The organism is Corynebacterium kroppenstedtii (genome assembly GCF_016894245.1).
Classification (GTDB): domain Bacteria; phylum Actinomycetota; class Actinomycetes; order Mycobacteriales; family Mycobacteriaceae; genus Corynebacterium.
This window is the reverse complement of record NZ_CP069792.1, coordinates 895,934-913,676: the sequence shown is the minus strand read 5'-3', so window position 1 is coordinate 913,676 and position 17,743 is coordinate 895,934. Positions and strand designations below refer to the sequence as shown.

Annotated in this window: 13 protein-coding genes and 1 tRNA gene; 11 read left to right on the top strand and 3 right to left on the bottom strand. The window is 59.7% G+C overall.

The features are described 5' to 3' along the window. The first annotated feature begins 115 nt into the window (after positions 1–115). Positions 116–2,452 carry a transglycosylase domain-containing protein gene (locus tag I6J23_RS04050; RefSeq protein ID WP_204582625.1) on the top strand — a complete coding sequence of 779 codons (2,337 nt, stop codon included), beginning with the start codon at positions 116–118 and terminating at the stop codon, positions 2,450–2,452. Between the two features lie 98 nt (positions 2,453–2,550). Here the strand turns inward: I6J23_RS04050 and I6J23_RS04045 are convergent, their stop codons facing one another. After that, a complete protein-coding gene (locus I6J23_RS04045) occupies positions 2,551–3,012 on the bottom strand; it encodes a GatB/YqeY domain-containing protein (protein WP_204582624.1) in 462 nt (153 codons plus the stop codon). Positions 3,013–3,088: 76 nt separating this feature from the next. On the opposite strand from I6J23_RS04045, the gene I6J23_RS04040 reads away from it, so the two are divergent. Both I6J23_RS04040 and I6J23_RS04035 read left to right on the top strand, forming a co-directional pair. After that, positions 3,089–4,252: a metallophosphoesterase gene (locus tag I6J23_RS04040; RefSeq protein WP_239454987.1), complete on the top strand. Its 1,164-nt coding sequence runs from the start codon at positions 3,089–3,091 to the stop codon at positions 4,250–4,252. Positions 4,253–4,317: 65 nt separating this feature from the next. Further along, positions 4,318–4,391, top strand: a tRNA-Pro gene (locus tag I6J23_RS04035). 106 nt (positions 4,392–4,497) lie between these two features. Here the strand turns inward: I6J23_RS04035 and I6J23_RS04030 are convergent. Further along, on the bottom strand, positions 4,498–4,845 hold the full coding sequence (locus I6J23_RS04030) for an antibiotic biosynthesis monooxygenase family protein (protein ID WP_012732608.1): 348 nt from the start codon (positions 4,843–4,845) through the stop codon (positions 4,498–4,500). A 338-nt stretch (positions 4,846–5,183) separates the two neighbouring features. Between I6J23_RS04030 and I6J23_RS04025 the strand changes: the two genes are divergently transcribed. The 4 genes from I6J23_RS04025 (at position 5,184) to I6J23_RS04010 (ending at position 10,259) form a co-directional block, all read left to right on the top strand. After that, positions 5,184–6,062, top strand: a complete 879-nt coding sequence (locus tag I6J23_RS04025; RefSeq protein WP_204582622.1) for a PaaI family thioesterase — start codon at positions 5,184–5,186, stop codon at positions 6,060–6,062. Between the two features lie 107 nt (positions 6,063–6,169). Beyond that, a complete protein-coding gene (locus I6J23_RS04020) occupies positions 6,170–7,279 on the top strand; it encodes an aldo/keto reductase (RefSeq protein WP_204582621.1) in 1,110 nt (369 codons plus the stop codon). Then, positions 7,272–8,780 carry a H(+)/Cl(-) exchange transporter ClcA gene (clcA, locus tag I6J23_RS04015; protein ID WP_239454986.1) on the top strand — a complete coding sequence of 503 codons (1,509 nt, stop codon included), beginning with the start codon at positions 7,272–7,274 and terminating at the stop codon, positions 8,778–8,780. The genes I6J23_RS04020 and clcA overlap by 8 nt, the downstream gene beginning before the upstream one ends. 117 nt (positions 8,781–8,897) lie before the next feature. Next, a complete protein-coding gene (locus tag I6J23_RS04010; protein WP_239454985.1) occupies positions 8,898–10,259 on the top strand; it encodes an alpha/beta hydrolase family protein in 1,362 nt (453 codons plus the stop codon). A gap of 19 nt (positions 10,260–10,278) precedes the next feature. Here I6J23_RS04010 and I6J23_RS04005 read toward each other — a convergent pair whose 3' ends face one another. Further along, on the bottom strand, positions 10,279–11,316 hold the full coding sequence (locus tag I6J23_RS04005) for a cation diffusion facilitator family transporter (RefSeq protein WP_204582620.1): 1,038 nt from the start codon (positions 11,314–11,316) through the stop codon (positions 10,279–10,281). 433 nt (positions 11,317–11,749) lie between these two features. Here I6J23_RS04005 and I6J23_RS04000 point away from each other — a divergent pair, with 433 nt between their 5' ends. The 4 genes from I6J23_RS04000 to I6J23_RS03985 are packed head-to-tail and all read left to right on the top strand — an operon-like array spanning position 11,750 to position 17,741. Continuing rightward, a complete protein-coding gene (locus I6J23_RS04000) occupies positions 11,750–14,749 on the top strand; it encodes a DUF4040 family protein (RefSeq protein ID WP_204582619.1) in 3,000 nt (999 codons plus the stop codon). Then, positions 14,746–15,324, top strand: a complete 579-nt coding sequence (locus tag I6J23_RS03995) for a cation:proton antiporter subunit C (RefSeq protein ID WP_204582618.1) — start codon at positions 14,746–14,748, stop codon at positions 15,322–15,324. Before I6J23_RS04000 ends, I6J23_RS03995 begins: the two co-directional genes overlap by 4 nt. Beyond that, positions 15,325–17,073, top strand: coding sequence for a monovalent cation/H+ antiporter subunit D family protein (locus I6J23_RS03990; RefSeq protein WP_204582617.1), 1,749 nt, complete (start codon positions 15,325–15,327; stop codon positions 17,071–17,073). Then, positions 17,070–17,741, top strand: coding sequence for a Na+/H+ antiporter subunit E (locus tag I6J23_RS03985; protein WP_204582616.1), 672 nt, complete (start codon positions 17,070–17,072; stop codon positions 17,739–17,741). The genes I6J23_RS03990 and I6J23_RS03985 overlap by 4 nt, the downstream gene beginning before the upstream one ends. Positions 17,742–17,743 lie beyond the last annotated feature (2 nt).

The following is a 17,743-nucleotide window of genomic DNA, read 5'->3' as shown; positions in this document are numbered from 1 at the left end:
CGCGTTAACTACTTAACGGAAGAGTAAGTTTTTGTCTATCTGTGTTTTCCCAGAACACATGCCCATAATCGGTGAGACTCACTTCACACGGCCAATCACTGGGTAGGGTGTAAGCGTGAACCGACGATCTGATGCTCCGGCCCCTAGCCTGATCCTTTTCGGCGCAATACTCATCGCCACCCTGCTAGTGGCGCTCAGCGCGCTGCCCGTCGCCCTGGCGGCCGGAGCCACGATCAACCGTGGTCACAACGCCATGGACTCCAACTACCACGACATTGCCAGCGCCGCGTTCCCGCAGGTCTCCACCATGACCGACCGGGACGGCAACCCCTTAGCCACCTTCTACACGCAGCGCAGAGAAGAAGTCGCGTCGGACCAGATCTCGGAACCGATGAAAAAAGCCATCGTTGCCATCGAAGATCGCCGGTTCTACGATCATCACGGCGTTGACCTGCGCGGAACCGCTCGAGCGGTCGTAGCCAACATCACTCACGGTGGCGTCGCCCAGGGCGCGTCCACCCTGGATCAGCAATACGTCAAGAACTACCTCATGCTGGTCAAAGCCAAGACCGACGACGAACGCGCTGCCGCCAACGAAGACACCGCCGCGCGGAAGCTCCGCGAAATGAAACTCGCGTCTGACCTGGATAAAGACCTCTCCAAGGACGAGATTCTGACCCGGTATCTCAACCTCGTGGAATTCGGCAACGGCGCGTACGGCGTGCAAACCGCGGCACAGACGTATTTCCACGTCGACGCCAAAGACCTCACCGTGCCGCAGGCCGCGCTGCTGGCGGGAATGGTTCAATCCACGTCCGCCTATAACCCGTTCACGCACCCCGACGCCGCGCTGCAGCGCCGCAACACGGTCATTAACGCCATGGCCAGCACGGGGGCGCTTTCCGCGGCCGACGCCGACGCGGCGAAAATCACGCCGTTGGGCGTCGTCAATAAGCCTGAAGCTCCCACCAACGGATGCATTGGGGCCGACGACGCCGGCTTCTTCTGCGATTACGCGCTGCGCTACCTGGACTCGCACGGGATCTCGAAGGACGATTTCATTTCGGGTGGCTACACGATGACCACCACACTCGACCCCCACGCGTTGGATTCCGTCAACGCCTCGCTCGAACAATATGCCCCCGCCACCACCCCCGGGGTCGCCGGGGCAATGAACCTTATCAAACCCGACGGTCACGAAGTCCTCGCTATGGGCGCCTCACGGCACTACGGGCTCGACACCAGCAATTCTCAGTCCGTCTTGCCATTGGCATCACACCCTGTCGGTAATGGGGCTGGCTCCATCTTCAAAGTCTTCGCTGCAGCGGCCGGGCTGGAAAAGGGGATGGGGATCGACACGGTGATGGATGTGCCGTCGCGGATCGAGATGTCCGACATGGGGCACGGTGGCGCTCCGGGGTGCCCCTCCGACAAATACTGCGTGGAAAACGTCGGCGCGTACCCGTCGAAAATGACGCTCAAGCAGGCACTTGCCAAATCACCGAATACACCGTTTATCGAACTCGAAAAGCGACTAGGCGTGGGCACTGTTGTTGACACTGCCGTCAAGATGGGGCTACGCAGCTTGGCTGACAAACCTGATGATAGTGGCGATAACAACGGTGACAGCAAGGACAAGAAATCCCAGGCCGACACGATTAAAGAGACCAACCAGGGGTCATTCGTTCTCGGCCCTATCGCCGTCGACCCCCTTGAACTGAGCAATGTGGCGGCGACCATCGCCAACGGCGGAACGTGGTGTGAACCCAACCCCGTCCTGAAGGTGACCGACCACGACGGCAAAGACGTCCCTGTCACACCGCCGCAGTGTGAACAAGCCATCCCTACCGACGTCGCGAACGCGCTGGCCAATGGCCTATCCGATGACGTCGGCACCGGAACAGCTCACGAAGCCGCCGAGCTAACCGGGTGGGACGGCACTTTGGCCTCAAAGACCGGCACCACAGAGACCAACCAATCCGCCGCATTCTTAGGGCTCACCAGCGGACTTGCCGGAGCTGTCTATCTCTTCAACGACGGTAGTACCAGCTCACCGCTCTGCACCGGCCCCCTGCGCCAATGCCCCGATGGAAACCTTTTTGGTGGCAAGGAGCCCGCTGATATCTACCTCACCGCAGCCAAACCCCTTATCGACGCCTACGGCGGGCACACACTTCCACCCATAAACCCCTCCTATCAGGCAGGAACCAACCCCGAGGCGATCGGCTACTCACGCGCGGTACTCCCCCAACCCACTAACTCCGGCTCAACGGGAGCCACCGGCGGAGGAGGCACTGGCGGAGGAGCCACCGGTGGTGGCGGCGGTACCGGTGGCGGCGGAGGCGGAGTACCCGCTCCAGCCCCAGCGCCGGCCCTACCCGACATCCCCGGCATGATTAACGACTTCCTGCACACATATGTCCCACCTCAGCTGCAGGGATTCCTCCCGTAGCGACGGGGCCGGCGAGTGGAACGGTGGCCGGAATGGGCACCGACCGATTGAGCGCCCGCCCAAATGGGCGCCGGCTGAATGGGAGATGACCAGATGCCCTAGCCCTGAAGGCGCGCGCGAACAGCCGTCGATAAGCGTTTACCGTCAGCAGTGCCCTTCGCCTCTGCGGTGGCAGCCTTCATGATCTGCCCCATCGCTTTCATCGAAACCTCGCCGCCCTCGGCTTGATGCTGCTCGATCACACGATCTACCAGGGCATTAAGCTCCTCATCCGATAGCTGCTTCGGCTGGTAGCGTTCCAAAACGGAAATCTCAGCGCGCTCAGAATCCGCAAGTTCATCACGCCCTGCCTTCGCGTACACGTCAGCAGATTCGTGCCGCTTCTTAATTTCACGAGCAATCACGCGAAGAATGTCCTGGTCCGACGCCTCATGCGCCTTTCCCGACGTTTCCTCCTCTTGGATGGCGGCCAACAACATACGCAATGTGCTGGTCGTTTCCTTATCGCGGTTCTTCATCGACTGCTTAAGATCCTCACGGATCGTTGCTTTCATACCCATGCTTTTGAGGATAGCGCCCGCCCGGACGGTGACCAGCCGAATCGGAAAAGCGTCCCACCACCTTTACCATGGGCGTGTGAGTATTTTTCCCCGGTCCTCGTCCAGTCGGCACAGTGCCCCGTCGGCGGCGCGAGCATCACACACCTCGCACCCCCGGCCAGCCGCACCATCGTTGCTTAACCGGGCCACCCACGCGGCATCACGTGCGGGCGGGGTCCTCGTCGATAAGAAAATCGATAAGAAAAATGGGCGGTCGATTGGCAAGAAAATTGCGGCCACCGCGGGGGCTGCGGGAGCTGCAGGGGCTGCCGCCGCACTACTCGGTGCCAGCCGATTCCGCCTCGCCGTCACAACCATCCCCATGCTGGACAAAGGCACTTTTCGGGGACGGCGTAACGAATTCCGTATCCTCCATATCTCCGACCTTCACATGTTGCCCCACCAACAACTGAAGCAGCTGTGGGTCAGTGAGCTCGCCGAGCTTCAGCCGGATCTCGTTGTTAATACCGGGGATAACCTGGGCGACCCGAAGGCCGTGCCTGCCGTCGTTCAAACACTTTCTCCTCTCTTAACGACGCCGGGGCTGTTTTGCTTTGGCACCAATGATTATTGGGCGCCGACGGCCCCTAACCCACTGCGCTATCTCACGGGCAAAAAGCAAAAGCACAGCGACCAGAGCATGCCGTGGAAGAATTTGCGTGCGGTGTTCAAGGAGCATGGGTGGGAAGATTGCACCCATCAGCGGCATGATTTCGCCGTCGACGGGTTCCGGCTTGCGGTTGCTGGAGTCGACGATCCTCATGGGGATTTGGATGACTATTCGCTGATCGCTGGGGAGCCGAATAAGGACGCAGACCTATCCATCGGGCTAACGCACTCTCCTGAGCCGCGGGTGCTGGATGCCTTCGCCAAGGACGGGTATCAGCTGATCCTCGCTGGTCACACGCATGGTGGGCAGTTGTGCCTGCCGGGTGGGAAGCCTATCGTGACGAACTCTGGGATCGATCGCGAACATGCGTCCGGCGTCTCCGAGTGGAAGGACTCCATCCTCAACGTTTCCCCCGGCCTGGGAACGTCCAAGTTTGCGCCGGTGCGGACATTCTGCCCGCCTACCGCACAGCTGCTGCGCATCGTCGAAAAGGGTGGCGGTGGAACCGACGACCTCCCCGAGCCCACTATCGACGAAATTGAAGTGGGAGACGGCTTCATTGAGCGGGAAATTGTGCTGAAAGGACTGTAGGCAGGGCACCTGCGTAGTGATTTGGCAGTACGAAAGAGCGTGCGCTAGCCTTAGTCGAGTTGCACCGGGGTATGGCGCAGCTTGGTAGCGCGCTTCGTTCGGGACGAAGAGGCCGTGGGTTCAAATCCCGCTACCCCGACAAAATTTTCACCTCCGCCACTTTCGTTACGAAAGCAGCGGAGGTTTTTGCTGTATGCGCTGGGGGTTCTGGGTGGGGTTGCCGTGTGCGCGCGTTACCGCGTCAACTACTCAGCAGCATCCTTCGTCAGCATGACGTCATAGTTACGGACGACGGAGTTCATCGACCCGTGCGGTGGCCTCTTTGCCTCTTCTTCTTTGCTGGATTCGCGCTCACGCCAGCCGTGGTCTTCACGGAACTTACGGGAATTGCGCCATCCCAGGAAGGCCTCCTGGTCGCGCCACCGGGTGATGACGATCCAGCGGTCGTCGGCAGGTTCCGTCGGCTTGCACAGTTCGAAGCCTTCGAACCCATCGAACGTGTCCAAGGACTGCATATTCTGCGAAAAGCGGGAAACAACTTCGTCCGCGCGATCTGACGTAATGGTCAGCTGGTTGGTAACTACGATGCTCATGGACTCATATTAAGCATTGGCTGTCTTATAAATAAAGCGACGGGGTGTCGCAACCCAATATATCCAGCCTAACTTACCCCTTAAATAACAGGGGAGACTGTCGCAAAAATCTTCCAGTCGGAGTATGCGCTGGCCAGAGGGGTGAAACACCGGGGCGCTTGGCCCTTCAGCAAACCGCGGTACCCCACGGCCGCCGCCATCAACGAGGTACAGATTGAGCCGGCACTACCTAGCCAGAAACCGACCCGTGACTGCAGCACGTCTGCATGCCAACAAAAAGCGTCGTCCGAATGGGACAAACCGCCCCGGCGCCACCGAAGTTGAGTAACCTAGCTCACATGAATGTTCGCGCTGCAGCCCTCCTCGTCAAACGTGTTCTCCGGTCACCGCGCCTCTTCGCCGCCGCTATGAGCGCATACCCACCTCTTTTTGCTGCAGGCGTGAGAATCCGGGATATTCCCGACGATTGGTCGTCGGCACACCTCATCCTCAAGGTCAACCGGTTCAACGGCAATGCACACGGAGCCGCGTTCGGCGGATCGCTGTTCTCCATGACCGACGCCATGTTCGGCATGCTCGTTATGCAACGCCTCGGGCGGGAGTACGAAGCCTGGACGCGCACCGGCACATTCCAATACATCAACCCCGGCCGCAATAATGCCCACGCCACGGTCCGAGTCACGAACGCCATGGTCGAGCAAATTAAACACGAAATCGCCTCCGACGGCTTCTGTAATATCCCGTACACCACAGTCATTACTAACGACGACGGCTCCACCGTCGGGATTGGCCAGCAAGAACTCCACTGTCGTCTGCGCAAGAGTAAGGAAGCGCAACGCTCGCACCGCGAGCAGGAGCGTGGAGGTTCGTCCCCTCGTGTGGTCGACCGCCGCATCGAGCCCCACGAAGCTCGCGGAATCACCCTTCTTTCCTTGGCGACGGCGGTCGCGTGGCGTGCATTCGGCCCGGCGTCATCCTCTGCGGGGCCCTCCTCCGCCGAAGGACGCAGCGCGCAGGAGCATAGCGCCGAGCAACACAACATTGGGGCATCGAACAACGCCGCCACGTTAACCACCCTCCTCAGTGCGGCACGACGAATCCCCGACCCGGAAGACCGCGCGCGGTTCGTCGTCAAGAAAGTGTTAGAAGAAAACGCACTTACACCCCTGGAAATACAAGAGATGGGAATTCCATCACGGCTCATCCCTAACGACTAAAGCCAGGAACACTGATATATCCGGCACCCGAACACTGCGAACCTGTGCGTGACCACGCCCGCCAACACCGTTAACCCCTGTGCACCTGCGTCGTTACACTGGGATCTATGAGTAGCGCACATTATCCAAACGTGTACCGAGCTGCAGATGACCGCTACGACCCCGAGGCACACTCCCCCATGCCCTACAACCGCTGCGGGGATAGCGGCCTGAAACTTCCCGCGATCACCCTGGGATTGTGGCACAACTTCGGTGGGGATCGCCCCCTGGAGACGCAACGCGCAATCCTCCGGCGTGCTTTTGATCGTGGCATCACCCACTTCGACCTAGCCAACAACTATGGGCCACCACCCGGATCCGCGGAATCCAATTTCGGCCGCATTTTTGCCCAAGACTTCCGCCCATACCGGGAAGAAATGGTGATTAGCTCCAAGGCCGGCTGGTATATGAATAGCAGCCCATACGGCTTCGGGGGCAGCAGAAAATACCTGGTAGGAAGCCTGGATGCCTCATTAAAGCGGATGGGTTTGGACTATGTAGACATCTTCTACCACCACCGCCCGGACCCCGACACGCCACTGGAAGAGACAATGAGCGCGCTCGACCACATCGCTAGGTCGGGGCGTGCGCTCTACGTGGGCATCAGCTCGTACTCGCCCGAACTCACGCGGCAGGCACAGAGCATCGCCCGCGACCTGGGCACTCCGCTCACCATCATGCAGCCCAGCTATTCCATGTTTAACCGGTGGATCGAGGGCCCCGACGGCCCCACCGACCCATCCGTATCTCCCGCCGCGAAGACATCATTGCTAAAAACATGCGCCGAAAACGGTATGGGAGTCATTGCGTTCTCTGTCCTGGCCCAAGGCCTTCTGACCAGCAAATATCTCAATGGTATCCCGGATGATTCACGCCTGGGCAACCACAAGATGAACTCCACATTCCTCAACGACGACACTCTCGAGGGCATCCGCGCCCTCAATGCCATCGCCGAAGAGCGTGGACAATCACTGGCGCAAATGGCGATCGCCTGGGCACTTCGACGGCCAGAGGTGACGTCGGCACTGATCGGGGCAAGCTCAGTTGAGCAACTCGACGACAGCCTCGGCGCACTAGACAACCTGTCATTTACCGACGAGGAACTGCGGAAGATTGATCGCTACGCGGTTGACCGCAATATCAACCAATGGCAAGTAGCGACGGACTCCCGTGACTAACTCCGAGCACGACACTAACGGCCTCACTGTGAGTGGCGACGTCAGTGACGATGTGAGTAACGACGCGAAGCCGACGGCCAGTGGCCAGCCCCTCACCCGGCGCGAACGCCTCATCCGAGTGCTAACTGGCTATCACAGCCTGGAGTGGTGGAATGAGGCCAAGGGGAGACCATCAATGTCGATGGTTCCTCTGACCATTACCGCCATCATGGTGGGGTTAGGTACTGGCATCATTGCGTCCCTTTTCCGCGTGTGTCTTGAGCACGCGGAAGCATGGCGGACCACAGTGTTCGGGTGGTCACAGGGGCATGGGGTCGTCGGCGTGCTCGTCGCCATTGTTGCTCCGGCAGTATTGGCCATGGTGGGGGCGGCGATGGTTCGCCATCTGGAGCCGGTGGCGGAGGGATCCGGCATTCCCCGCGTCGAGGCCATCGTGAAGGGCAACGCCAACCCCACCCACATGCGCTTGCTGCCCATCAAGTTCGTCGGCGGGCTGATGTCCATCGGTGGCGGTTTGGCGCTGGGGCGCGAAGGCCCGTCAGTGCACCTTGGTGCGTCGGTGGCGACAATCCTGGGCCGGACCTATCGCAACAACCGCGCCGACCTGCGCTTACTGATCGCCGCAGGAGCGGCCGCCGGACTCACGACCGCCTTTTCCGCACCCCTGGCCGGTGCCGTGTTTGTGCTTGAGGAATTGGTTAAGCGCTTCGAGGCCAGGATGACAGTTGCGGTTCTATCAGCTTCTGGGGCGGCGTATTCGATGGCGCATGTGATCGTTGGAGATGATCACGTGTTTCCCCTTCCTGAACCTCAACCACCCACGCTGGATAATGGGCCATTTTTCCTGCTTGTGGGGCTGGTCGCCGGGTTCGCTGGGCTGCTGTACAACCGCATGCTCATGCGAACCCTGGCGGTAGTCGACGCGTCAACGTTCCCTGTGGAACTCCGTGCGGGCATGATCGGGGCGGCCATCGGTGTCGTCGGTTATCTCGGCCCGAATCTGGTGGGTGGCGGAGATTCGTTGACGATGGATGCTCTGATGGGTCGCGGCACCGTCATGGTTCTCCTCGGCCTGCTGATCTTGCGTTTCATCATGGCGATCGGTTCGTATGTCGCGCTCACGCCGGGCGGTTTGTTCGCCCCCATGCTTGTGTTGGGCGCTGAACTCGGGCTGATCGTTGGGCTCGTGTGCCATGCGCTGTTCCCGCAGGTCGCGCCGGATCCGTCGGCAATGGCAATCGTCGGCATGGCAGCATTATTTGCCGCGAGTGTGGGCGCGCCGGTGACCGGGCTTGTTTTGACCACCGAGATGACGGGCGCCGTGGTGCTTCTTCCGCCGCTTTTGGGTGCGTGTGCGGTCGCGATGTTCATCGCCGTGATATTTAAATGCCGTCCTATTTACGACGCTTTGGGTCTGCGGTCGGCACGAAACGTTGCGAAGAATGCTGCGGCCATTGAGCAACGGACGCAACGGGCGATGAAAGCGGAGCATGAGCGGTAGGGAGTGAGTGGCCACCACCGAAAGATAGGTTTTGCAAAGTTTTTACTTTGTTTCCTATCGACGTTGATGTGCTGGGACTATCGTTCTCAAAAAGCTCAATTCCTAGGAGGAGGTCCCATGCCCCGCACTGCTCCCCAAACTTCTCAACCCGATCGGTTCTCTCGCGCGCACACGGCGAGACGTCGGCGCTCCGTTCTTGCAAGCCTAAGCCTCAGCGCTTCTCTAGGAATCGCCTCGACACTCGCTATTCCCACTGGGATCGCGTATGCCGGTGATGCCCAAGGCACCGTGAGTCAGCCCACCGAATCCATACCCGGAAGCAATGATCCGCACCTGATGGATACTGCGCCCGGTGACGCGACCGAGCCTGGCACACTCACGAAAGTCGAGCCACTGAATCCGGCTATTGCTGTGCCCCATGCGGGAGCGTCGTATCGAATCACGTACTGGACGGTGAATTCCCAAGGTCAGCCAGCGCTGTCTACCGCAGCCGTTTACCTTCCCCAAGGCAAGGCGCCTGAAGGCGGATGGCCGGTTATGGCTTGGGCACATGGCACAGTCGGCCTCAACGACGTGTGCGCCTACTCTACAAACGGTCCAGCCGCATGGGAGAGAGATTGGGATTATCTAAATTCGTGGATGGACCAGGGCTACGCAATTGTTGCGAGCGACTACGTCGGCCTCGGAACGCCCGGCAGCCATCCTTATTTGGACGGAAAAGTAGAAGCTCACAGTGTTGTTGACGCGATTAAGGCGTCCACAACACACTTCGAGGAGTTAGCCAAAAAGTGGTTCGTCGCCGGACAGTCACAAGGCGGCGGCGCTGCAATGTTCACGGCACGATACGCAGAAGAATACGGTGGCAACAGCGACGGATTATCCTACCGCGGTGCCGTCGCCACCGGAGTTCCTGCTTACATTGAAGACTTACTACCAGTGGTGTTCCGTCCGGGCGTGGTCCCACCAGGAAAATTGGGTGAACAAAACGCGCTGCCGACCCTCACCACCTATCTTCTCTACATTGTTTCCGGGCTTCGTACCGCGCACCCGGAGTGGGACGTCAATTCCTATCTCACCGATTACGGGAAGAAATGGGTGGACTATGCTGAGGGACCAATATGCGACACCTTGTCGACTCCATCGCATCCTGCCCCTGAAGGAATTACGGATGTCGTTAAAAAGGAAAACATCCGCATTGAAGAGGTGTTTTCCAAGCCTTTAGACACTATCCCAGGATTCAAACAGGCCCTCAAGGACTACATGGGAATACCTGAATCGGGATATAACCAACCTGTTTTTATCGGCCAAGGAGGATTGGACACCGACATATTTATGCCCGGAGCTGTAACTCTTGCGGAGAAGATGAAGGCTAGCGGCCAGCCAGTCACGTTCAAGTTCTATCCCGATAAAGATCACAGCGGAACGGTGAACAAGTCTAAAGAGGACAGCATCCCGTTCGTTAAAAATGTGATGAGCTAGTTGCTCAACGGCGGACTATTTATGCCGCGCCGTGGTGTAAGCGCTCGTGCCCGCTGTGGTCCTTCGCTTCCAACTGGAATGTGGTGTGCTTGATGGCCACCGGGAAGTGCTGGGCCGTGCAATCTTCCAGGGTATGAAGAATCCGGTGGTGCTCGGCCGCGGACAGGCCACTATCCACCGCCACGTGCGCGGTTAACGCCACCACACCCGTGCTGATGGTGTTGATGTGGAGGTCATGGCAATCCTTCACCCCATCGACGCCGCAAATATGTTCGCGCACATCATCGAGGTCAATTTCGTCGGGGGTGGCCTCCATCAGGATTCGGATCGCTGTGCGGAGGAGGGTGAACGCGCGCGGAACCATCAGCGCAACGATAAACAGGGACGCGATCGAGTCCGCGCGAACCCACCCCGTCGCTAGTCCGATAATGGCGGCAAGAATGACAGCCAGCGAGCCCAAAGCGTCGTTAACTACCTCTAGAAATGCGGCGCGCATATTGAGCGAACTTTCGCGCCCACCTGCCAAAATGATAATCGACGCGGCGTTAGCCACCAGGCCAATAGTTCCGATGATGAGCATGGGCACGGGTTCCACGTCGGGCTGGTTAATGAGGTGGGATATGCCCTCTACCGCGACGACTCCGCAGATAATGATCAGCATCCCTGCCTGCAATGCGGCGGCAAGTACTTCCGCCCGCGACCATCCCCACGTGAAGCGGTTATTGCGTGGCCGCTGCGACAAATGCACAGCGATCAGGGCGATAACCAGGCCCGACGAGTCAACCAACATATGGCCGGCATCAGCCGCGAGGGCCAGCGACCCGGAGATCCACGCACCGATAAGCTCTGCGAGCAGGATTGTTGCCGTGACCGCGAGGGCGGCAATCAAACGCCCCCGTGACGAAGCACCGTGATCGTGCGTGTGCCCGTGAGAGTGCCCGTGGCTGTGGCTATGAATGTGGCTGTGGCCCGGCCCGTGCTCATGACCGTGCTCAACCCCATGATCGTGATGGTTTGCCTCCACGTGGTCGTGTCCGGGGGACATGTTGTGAGCCATGATCGTCTCCAAAGAAGTATTCGGGCACCAGAAGAGGTATTCAAGCAATAGTGAGCGCTATGACATGGCAGCCGTCATCGGCCATAGCGCTCGACACCGTCACGCTCTCCGCCGCGGCAATATTCGCCACGCGAGTTTATTTTCAATAGTGCCATCGTCATTTTCAATAATTTTGACCCTAACACCTACTCACCCGCTTCAACAAGGTATTTTTCTAAATTAGCTTTAGCTCACACTCTCTCTGTATCGTCACGACTATGCCACCATATTTTCATTAAGCAATCACGGGCACTCCATCACAGGCCAACCCACTCCGATATTCCCCACTCCAAGGCCAATTCCCGCAGCGTGGAATTCTGACCTGCAACTGATACCCTGGGAAACTGTTTATTGTCTGTTTATGTCCACTTAAACCCACAGGTGTTGATGCTTCGTGGAGCTTGTCGCGATCCCCTTGTTCGTGGTGCTCGCCCTCATCCTGGTTCCCCTGTTCGTTCGGTTACTTGACCGCAACGCAGGGTGGCCCCTAGCCCTTATTTTCATCGCGTCCGCCATCCCGCTCCTCCGGAAGTTGCCTGACATCATTGACGGCAATCCCTGGACCTGGAAGGTCACATGGATTAAGGATTTCCTCCCCAATGGTGCCGATGTGATCTTTTCACTCCGCGCCGACGCCTTATCTACATTCTTCGCTCTGCTCGCGTTAGGCATCGGCGCGGCCGTGTTCATTTACTCAACGCGGTATTTACACGGCGGCCGTGGGTCCATGAGCTTCTACCTGCTCATGACAGCTTTCATGGCAGCCGTCGTCACTCTTGTTCTTGCCGACGACGTCATCCTGATGTTTATCTCGTGGGAGCTCGTGTCACTGGCGTCGTTCTTCCTCATCGCGCGGTCAGGCCCCGGTGGCGAGCTGGGATCAATGCGCACGATTATTCTGACGTTCTTCGGTGGGCTTACGCTCCTGACCAGTTTGGGCATTAGCGCTGGTGTGACGGGAACGACCAGCCTGTCGGGGATCATTCATTCGCCGGAATGGGCACATCACCCCGCGTTGCTGTCTGTCATTGCCGTGTTGATTGCGACGTCGGCGTGCACGAAGTCGGCGCAGTTCCCCTTCCACTTCTGGCTCCCCGAGGCGATGGCGGCAGATACTCCGGTGTCCGCCTTCCTCCACGCGGCAGCCGTCGTGAAGGCCGGCATTTACCTGCTCTTGCGTTTTTCCGCGCTCTTCCATGACGACGCGTGGTGGCGCGGTGTGCTCATTATCGTCGGCATGTTCACCGCAATTATGGCGGCACTATTTGCCCTGCAGAAGAATGATCTGAAGAAACTGACCGCATACTCGACGGTGTCTCAGCTGGGCTGGATTGTGTGCACCATTGGTATTGGTACACCGCTCGCCATGGCGGCCGCGGTGGTTCACACGCTGGCACACGCATTGTTCAAATCCAGCTTGTTCATGCTGATTGGTGTGGTAGACCACCAAACCGGGACGCGCGATATTCGCCGGTTGGGGCCGATCTGGCGCGTCATGCCATGGACATTCAGCATGGCACTCATCGCCGCGACGTCCATGGCCGCGGTCCCGCCACTGTTCGGCTTCATCTCCAAAGAGGGCATGTTGGATGCCATGCTGGAAGGTGAACTGGCCACCCCGGCCACCGCGCTCCTGCTCATCTGCGCTGCTGTGGGTGCGATCCTGACCTTCGCCTACTCCTACCGCTACATTTTCGGCGGTTTCGTCGACGGAAAACGCGACGTCAGCGACGTCCACGAAGCACCACTGTCCTTGTGGCTCCCCGCGGCGATCCCCGGTTTCCTGTCCCTACCGCTGGGCTTTGTCCCCGGCTTCATGGATTCCTTCGTAGATGCCGCCGCGGATTCCGCGCTGAGCACACACCACGCGACGCACACTCACCTCGCCTTGTTCCACGGCATCACCGTGCCACTGGTGATCAGCGTCGTCGTCATCGTCGTTGGTATCACCTGTGTCGTGTTCCGTAAGGCTATTGCGCGGGTTCTCGTCGGCAAGGAACTATCCCCCTTCACGGGAGCTCACGTGCTCCAAGGGGTCATCACTGGTGGTTCCCGTTGGGGCAAGCTGGGCGGTTCTATGGCGGACTCCGTTTCGCCGACGCGCCACCTGGCTCTGCCGTTCTTGGCGGTCATTACTCTCGCGGGTTCCGTGGCTATCGGGGCGCTGTTTGATGGTGGTGCCATCGATGGTGTCGATATGGGCTCCCGGGTGGGCGGAATTGACCGCCCGCTGGATTACGTTGCCCTGGTCACGGTCATTATTGGTGTGGCCACCGCGGTCCTGGCCCGACGTCGTCTGTCGGCTGTGATTGCGGTCAGCGCTGCCGGTGTCGGTGTTACCCTGCAGATTCTGACCCTGGGCAGCCCAGATGTGGCGCTCACCCAGATTTTGGTTGAGCTGCTCACGACCGTGGTCCTCATGCTGGTCATCCGGCTGCAACCGCGCGACTTTACGGAGCGGTCCGCACGTCGTGATCGCTGGGCCGGAACGATCGCGGTTCTCATGGGATTAACGACGACGGTCGGCGTGGTCGCGCTGGTCGGCTACCACGGAAAACCATTGATTTCGCAGTGGTACCTCACCAACGGGCCCACAATTTCGCACGGAAATAACGTCGTGAACACCATCCTGGTGGAGTTCCGTGCTTTCGATACCATGGGCGAGCTTTCCGTGCTTGGTATGTGTGGTGTGGCGATCGCCGCGGTGGTGCTTTCCGTGCCGCGTGTTCGCGATGACATCCGCGGATCCTTGGCCGCCATCCCGCGCCCGGAGCTGAACTCGTTACCGATGAGGTGGATGGCGAAACTCCTTATCCCCGTCCTCATCCTGATCAGCGCAGCGGTGTTCTGGCGCGGGCACAATCACCCCGGCGGCGGGTTCATCGCAGCCCTAATCGGTGGCGGTGCGCTCATGTTCTACTACCTGTCGCGCCCGGCAGATAAGGCCCCAACGAACAATCGGCTTCCCTACATCCTGGTGGGCTCGGGTATTTCCTTGGCGGTCCTCGCAGGCCTGGCCGGTTACCTCGGCCACGCCTCCGGTGAGGAAGGCGGGCACGGATCCCGCGGGTCCTTCCTCCAGCCTCTCAATGCTCACGTTGGTGGCGAACTCTTGACGACGGCCCAGATTTTCGATGCCGGTGTCTACCTGGCCGTTCTCGGTTTGGTGGCCATCGCACTCTTGCAGTTGGGCGGCTCCATCCGGCCCGGCGCGGAAAACCCACTAGGGCCCGTACGCACCCACGGAGGGTTCTCTCCTGTCAACCCCACTGAGCCGGACTATGCACCGTCTACTGCGGGCACCGACCGCGATACCGTCTCTGAATCGACATCCGATAGTGGTGGCGATACGTCCGGCCGGAAACCCGTCGACACCGTGGAGGTGGAAGAATGATTATGGCAATAACGATTGGTGTACTCACCGCCGGCGGTGTGTTCCTGGTTCTCCAACGGGGAATGGTCCGGTTGATCCTCGGGATGACGCTCATTGGCCACGCCACCAACTTAACTCTCCTGGCTGCCGGTATCGGCGCGTGGCGGTCAGAGCCCATCATGAGCGGCACGAATCCCCAGGACGCAGCCGATCCTTTGCCGCAGGCTTTCGTGCTGACGGCGATTGTTATTTCGATGGCCACCACCGCGTTCATGCTGGCCTTGGCCGCGTTGGGCCGCTCCGATGACACCTTGACCGATCCGGTCAAGGAGTTCCCCGATTTGTTCGCAGCGTTCAAGGACTCGGTGTGGAGCACCGAGGAAAAGTCCGTGCCCGCTAAGAAGAAGGTGGCACACGGCCAGGCAAAGGATTCGCAGGAAGAGCACGATACCCCTACCGACGACGCTTATGTTTTGCCTGATCACGTCACCCATGAGGTGACAGCGCTGCAGACGATGGGCCGCAGTGCACGTCGAATTTCCACCGACTCGAACCAATATCAGCGACGCCAACAGCGCGAGGAGGGCATCGAATAGATGGCAACGTCAACGATTGCGGCGCTGCTGCCGCTCTTCCTTGCTGGGCCTCTGACGGCCGCGGCTCTTGCGGCCATGTCGCCGTGGAAAGTGCTCCGCATTGCTTTGGCTTTCGTGGTGCCCATCGTCGGTTTCGCCGCGGGCTTAAGCCTCATGATCTACCACTGGAATCATCCCGCGATCGCGGAGAACGTCGGCGGGTACGCTGCGGGTATCGCGATTCCGTTCGCGTCGGATTCGTTCTCGTCGCTCATGATCACGATGACCTCGATCGTGTGCCTGGTCTCTGTGTGGTTCGCGACGGCTGTCGGAGAGATGAATGCGCGCTTCTACCCTGCCCTGGTGTGCATGCTGATGGGCGGCGTGTACGGGGCGATGAGCACGGCGGATCTGTTCAACCTGTTCGTGTGTATTGAGGTCATGCTTCTGCCGTCGTACGCGTTGCTTGCCATGACGGGTACATTGCAGCGCCTCCGTGCTGGCAGGTTATTTGTGCTGGTGAACTTGATTACATCGGCTGTGCTGGTCGTTGGTGTCACGCTGACCTACGCGACGGCGGGGACGTCGAACCTGCCGGCCCTGGCCAGCGCGGCCCGGGGCAACGGTCCGGTGGTGGTGACCGGCGGTCTGATTCTTCTGGCGCTGGCTATTAAAGCTGGTCTGTTCCCTGTTCACACGTGGTTGCCGCGCACCTATCCGAATACGTCGCCGGCCGTCATGGCTTTGTTCTCTGGCCTGCACACCAAGGTGGCGTTCTATGCGATCTTCCGCATTTATGCCGTCATGTTTGGCCTGGATGACCGCTGGTCGTGGCTCATTCTGGTGATTTGTGTGGCTGCCATGCTTGTTGGTTCCTGGGCTGGCTTGGGTGAGCGTACGATGCGTTCGGTTCTGGCCTACCAGATGGTCAACGGTATGCCATTCATGTTGGTTGGCCTGGCCTTCGTGGGGCATGATCCCCGACGGATGCTGGCCGCGGGCGTGTTCTACGCGGTTCACCACATGACGGTGATTGCGTCGCTGGCCCTGTCCATCGGTTCGATTGAGGAAACGTACGGAACTGGCCGTTTGCAGCGCCTGTCCGGTTTGATGCGTCGTGACCCGTTGGTCGCGGCCGTGTTCGTCGCCGGCGCTTTGTCGATCGTCGGGTTGCCGCCGTTCTCCGGTGTTATCGGTAAATTGGGTGTTGTGATGGCTGTGGCCAGCGACTACTCGGTGAAGTCGTGGATTGTGTTGGCGGCCATCGTCATCGCCGGCATGGGCGCGCTGCTCTCTATGCTCCGGCTGTGGCGCGAGGTGTTCTGGGGCAAACCCATGAACCCGCAGTACGTTGACCGCCAACTGGCTGTTCCGGTGCGGTTCATTTTGCCGTCCGCGGCGATGGCCCTGATGTCGGCCGGGCTGCTGGTGGGCGCTGGGCCCGCGATTTCGGCGACGAACCACGCGGCGGATTCGCTGCTCAACGTCAAGGCCTACCAGAGCGCCGTTCTTGGCGACGACGCGGTGGGCGTGGCGAACACCGGTGGCGCTGGCCTGACTGGCGATTCCCATGATCCAGCCGATGTCCCCGACGACATGATTGTTCATCACGACGATGAGGACGAGCACGCGGCTGGAGACGACCACGGTGCCGGCGAGGACAACCACGCGATGGGTGCTGGCCACGCCACTGAGAGCGGTCACCACGCCGATTCACATCAGCGTCACGCGTCGGCAATGATTGCAGTCACCACAGGAGGGCAAGAATGAAAACGCTTCGTCTAACTCTGCATGCCCTACGGTACGGCGCGTGGCTCATTGAGCAGGTGTTACTGGCAACGTGGTCCATCATCGTGGATGCCAACAAGCGCAGGTCGGACATCGATCCGATCATCGTGGCGTACCCGTTGCGTGTGCAAACGGACCGTGAGGTCGGTCTATTTACGACGTCGATCACAATGACCCCGGGCACGTTATCGCTGGGGCTCCTTGAAGTGGGCGATGCCCTCCCCCAAGACGTGTCCGATTATCCGGGCCCCCATGAGCCAATGCCGGCCGACGATGCCCCTGATGGGCGGATCCTCTTAGTCCATGCTGCGTTTGGTAGCGATCCGGAGGCCATTATGCAGGAGCTGGCAGAGATGGAACAGCGCCTTGCCCCGCAGGTCTGCCAGCGCACGCATCCTCGGTGCGCTAATGGCTACACCAGCAAGTTGTATTACTCAGATGGCGCGCCCAATGGTGGCCCCGGGCCGAAGTCCTTCACTAAGCCCGGAGGACCGAGCATTCCTCCTGGTTATGCCGGTGGGGATACGGATGCTACCGGGTTCTCTGTTGAGTCCATTGTTCCGGGGTCTGCCGAGCAGTCACAGGCGGGAGGTGCGACCTCCAGGTCTGCCGAGCCGTCGCGCCGAAACGCTTCACAGGAGGAGAGCTAACT

Coding starts and splice junctions, on each gene's coding strand:
- I6J23_RS04045 (WP_204582624.1), bottom strand. CDS start 3,012: ATGGGTATGAAAGCAACGATCCGTGAGGATCTTAAGCAGTCGATGAAG.
- I6J23_RS04030 (WP_012732608.1), bottom strand. CDS start 4,845: ATGAGCATCGTAGTTACCAACCAGCTGACCATTACGTCAGATCGCGCG.
- I6J23_RS04025 (WP_204582622.1), top strand. CDS start 5,184: ATGAATGTTCGCGCTGCAGCCCTCCTCGTCAAACGTGTTCTCCGGTCA.
- I6J23_RS04020 (WP_204582621.1), top strand. CDS start 6,170: ATGAGTAGCGCACATTATCCAAACGTGTACCGAGCTGCAGATGACCGC.
- I6J23_RS04010 (WP_239454985.1), top strand. CDS start 8,898: ATGCCCCGCACTGCTCCCCAAACTTCTCAACCCGATCGGTTCTCTCGC.
- I6J23_RS04005 (WP_204582620.1), bottom strand. CDS start 11,316: ATGGCTCACAACATGTCCCCCGGACACGACCACGTGGAGGCAAACCAT.
- I6J23_RS03995 (WP_204582618.1), top strand. CDS start 14,746: ATGATTATGGCAATAACGATTGGTGTACTCACCGCCGGCGGTGTGTTC.
- I6J23_RS03990 (WP_204582617.1), top strand. CDS start 15,325: ATGGCAACGTCAACGATTGCGGCGCTGCTGCCGCTCTTCCTTGCTGGG.
- I6J23_RS03985 (WP_204582616.1), top strand. CDS start 17,070: ATGAAAACGCTTCGTCTAACTCTGCATGCCCTACGGTACGGCGCGTGG.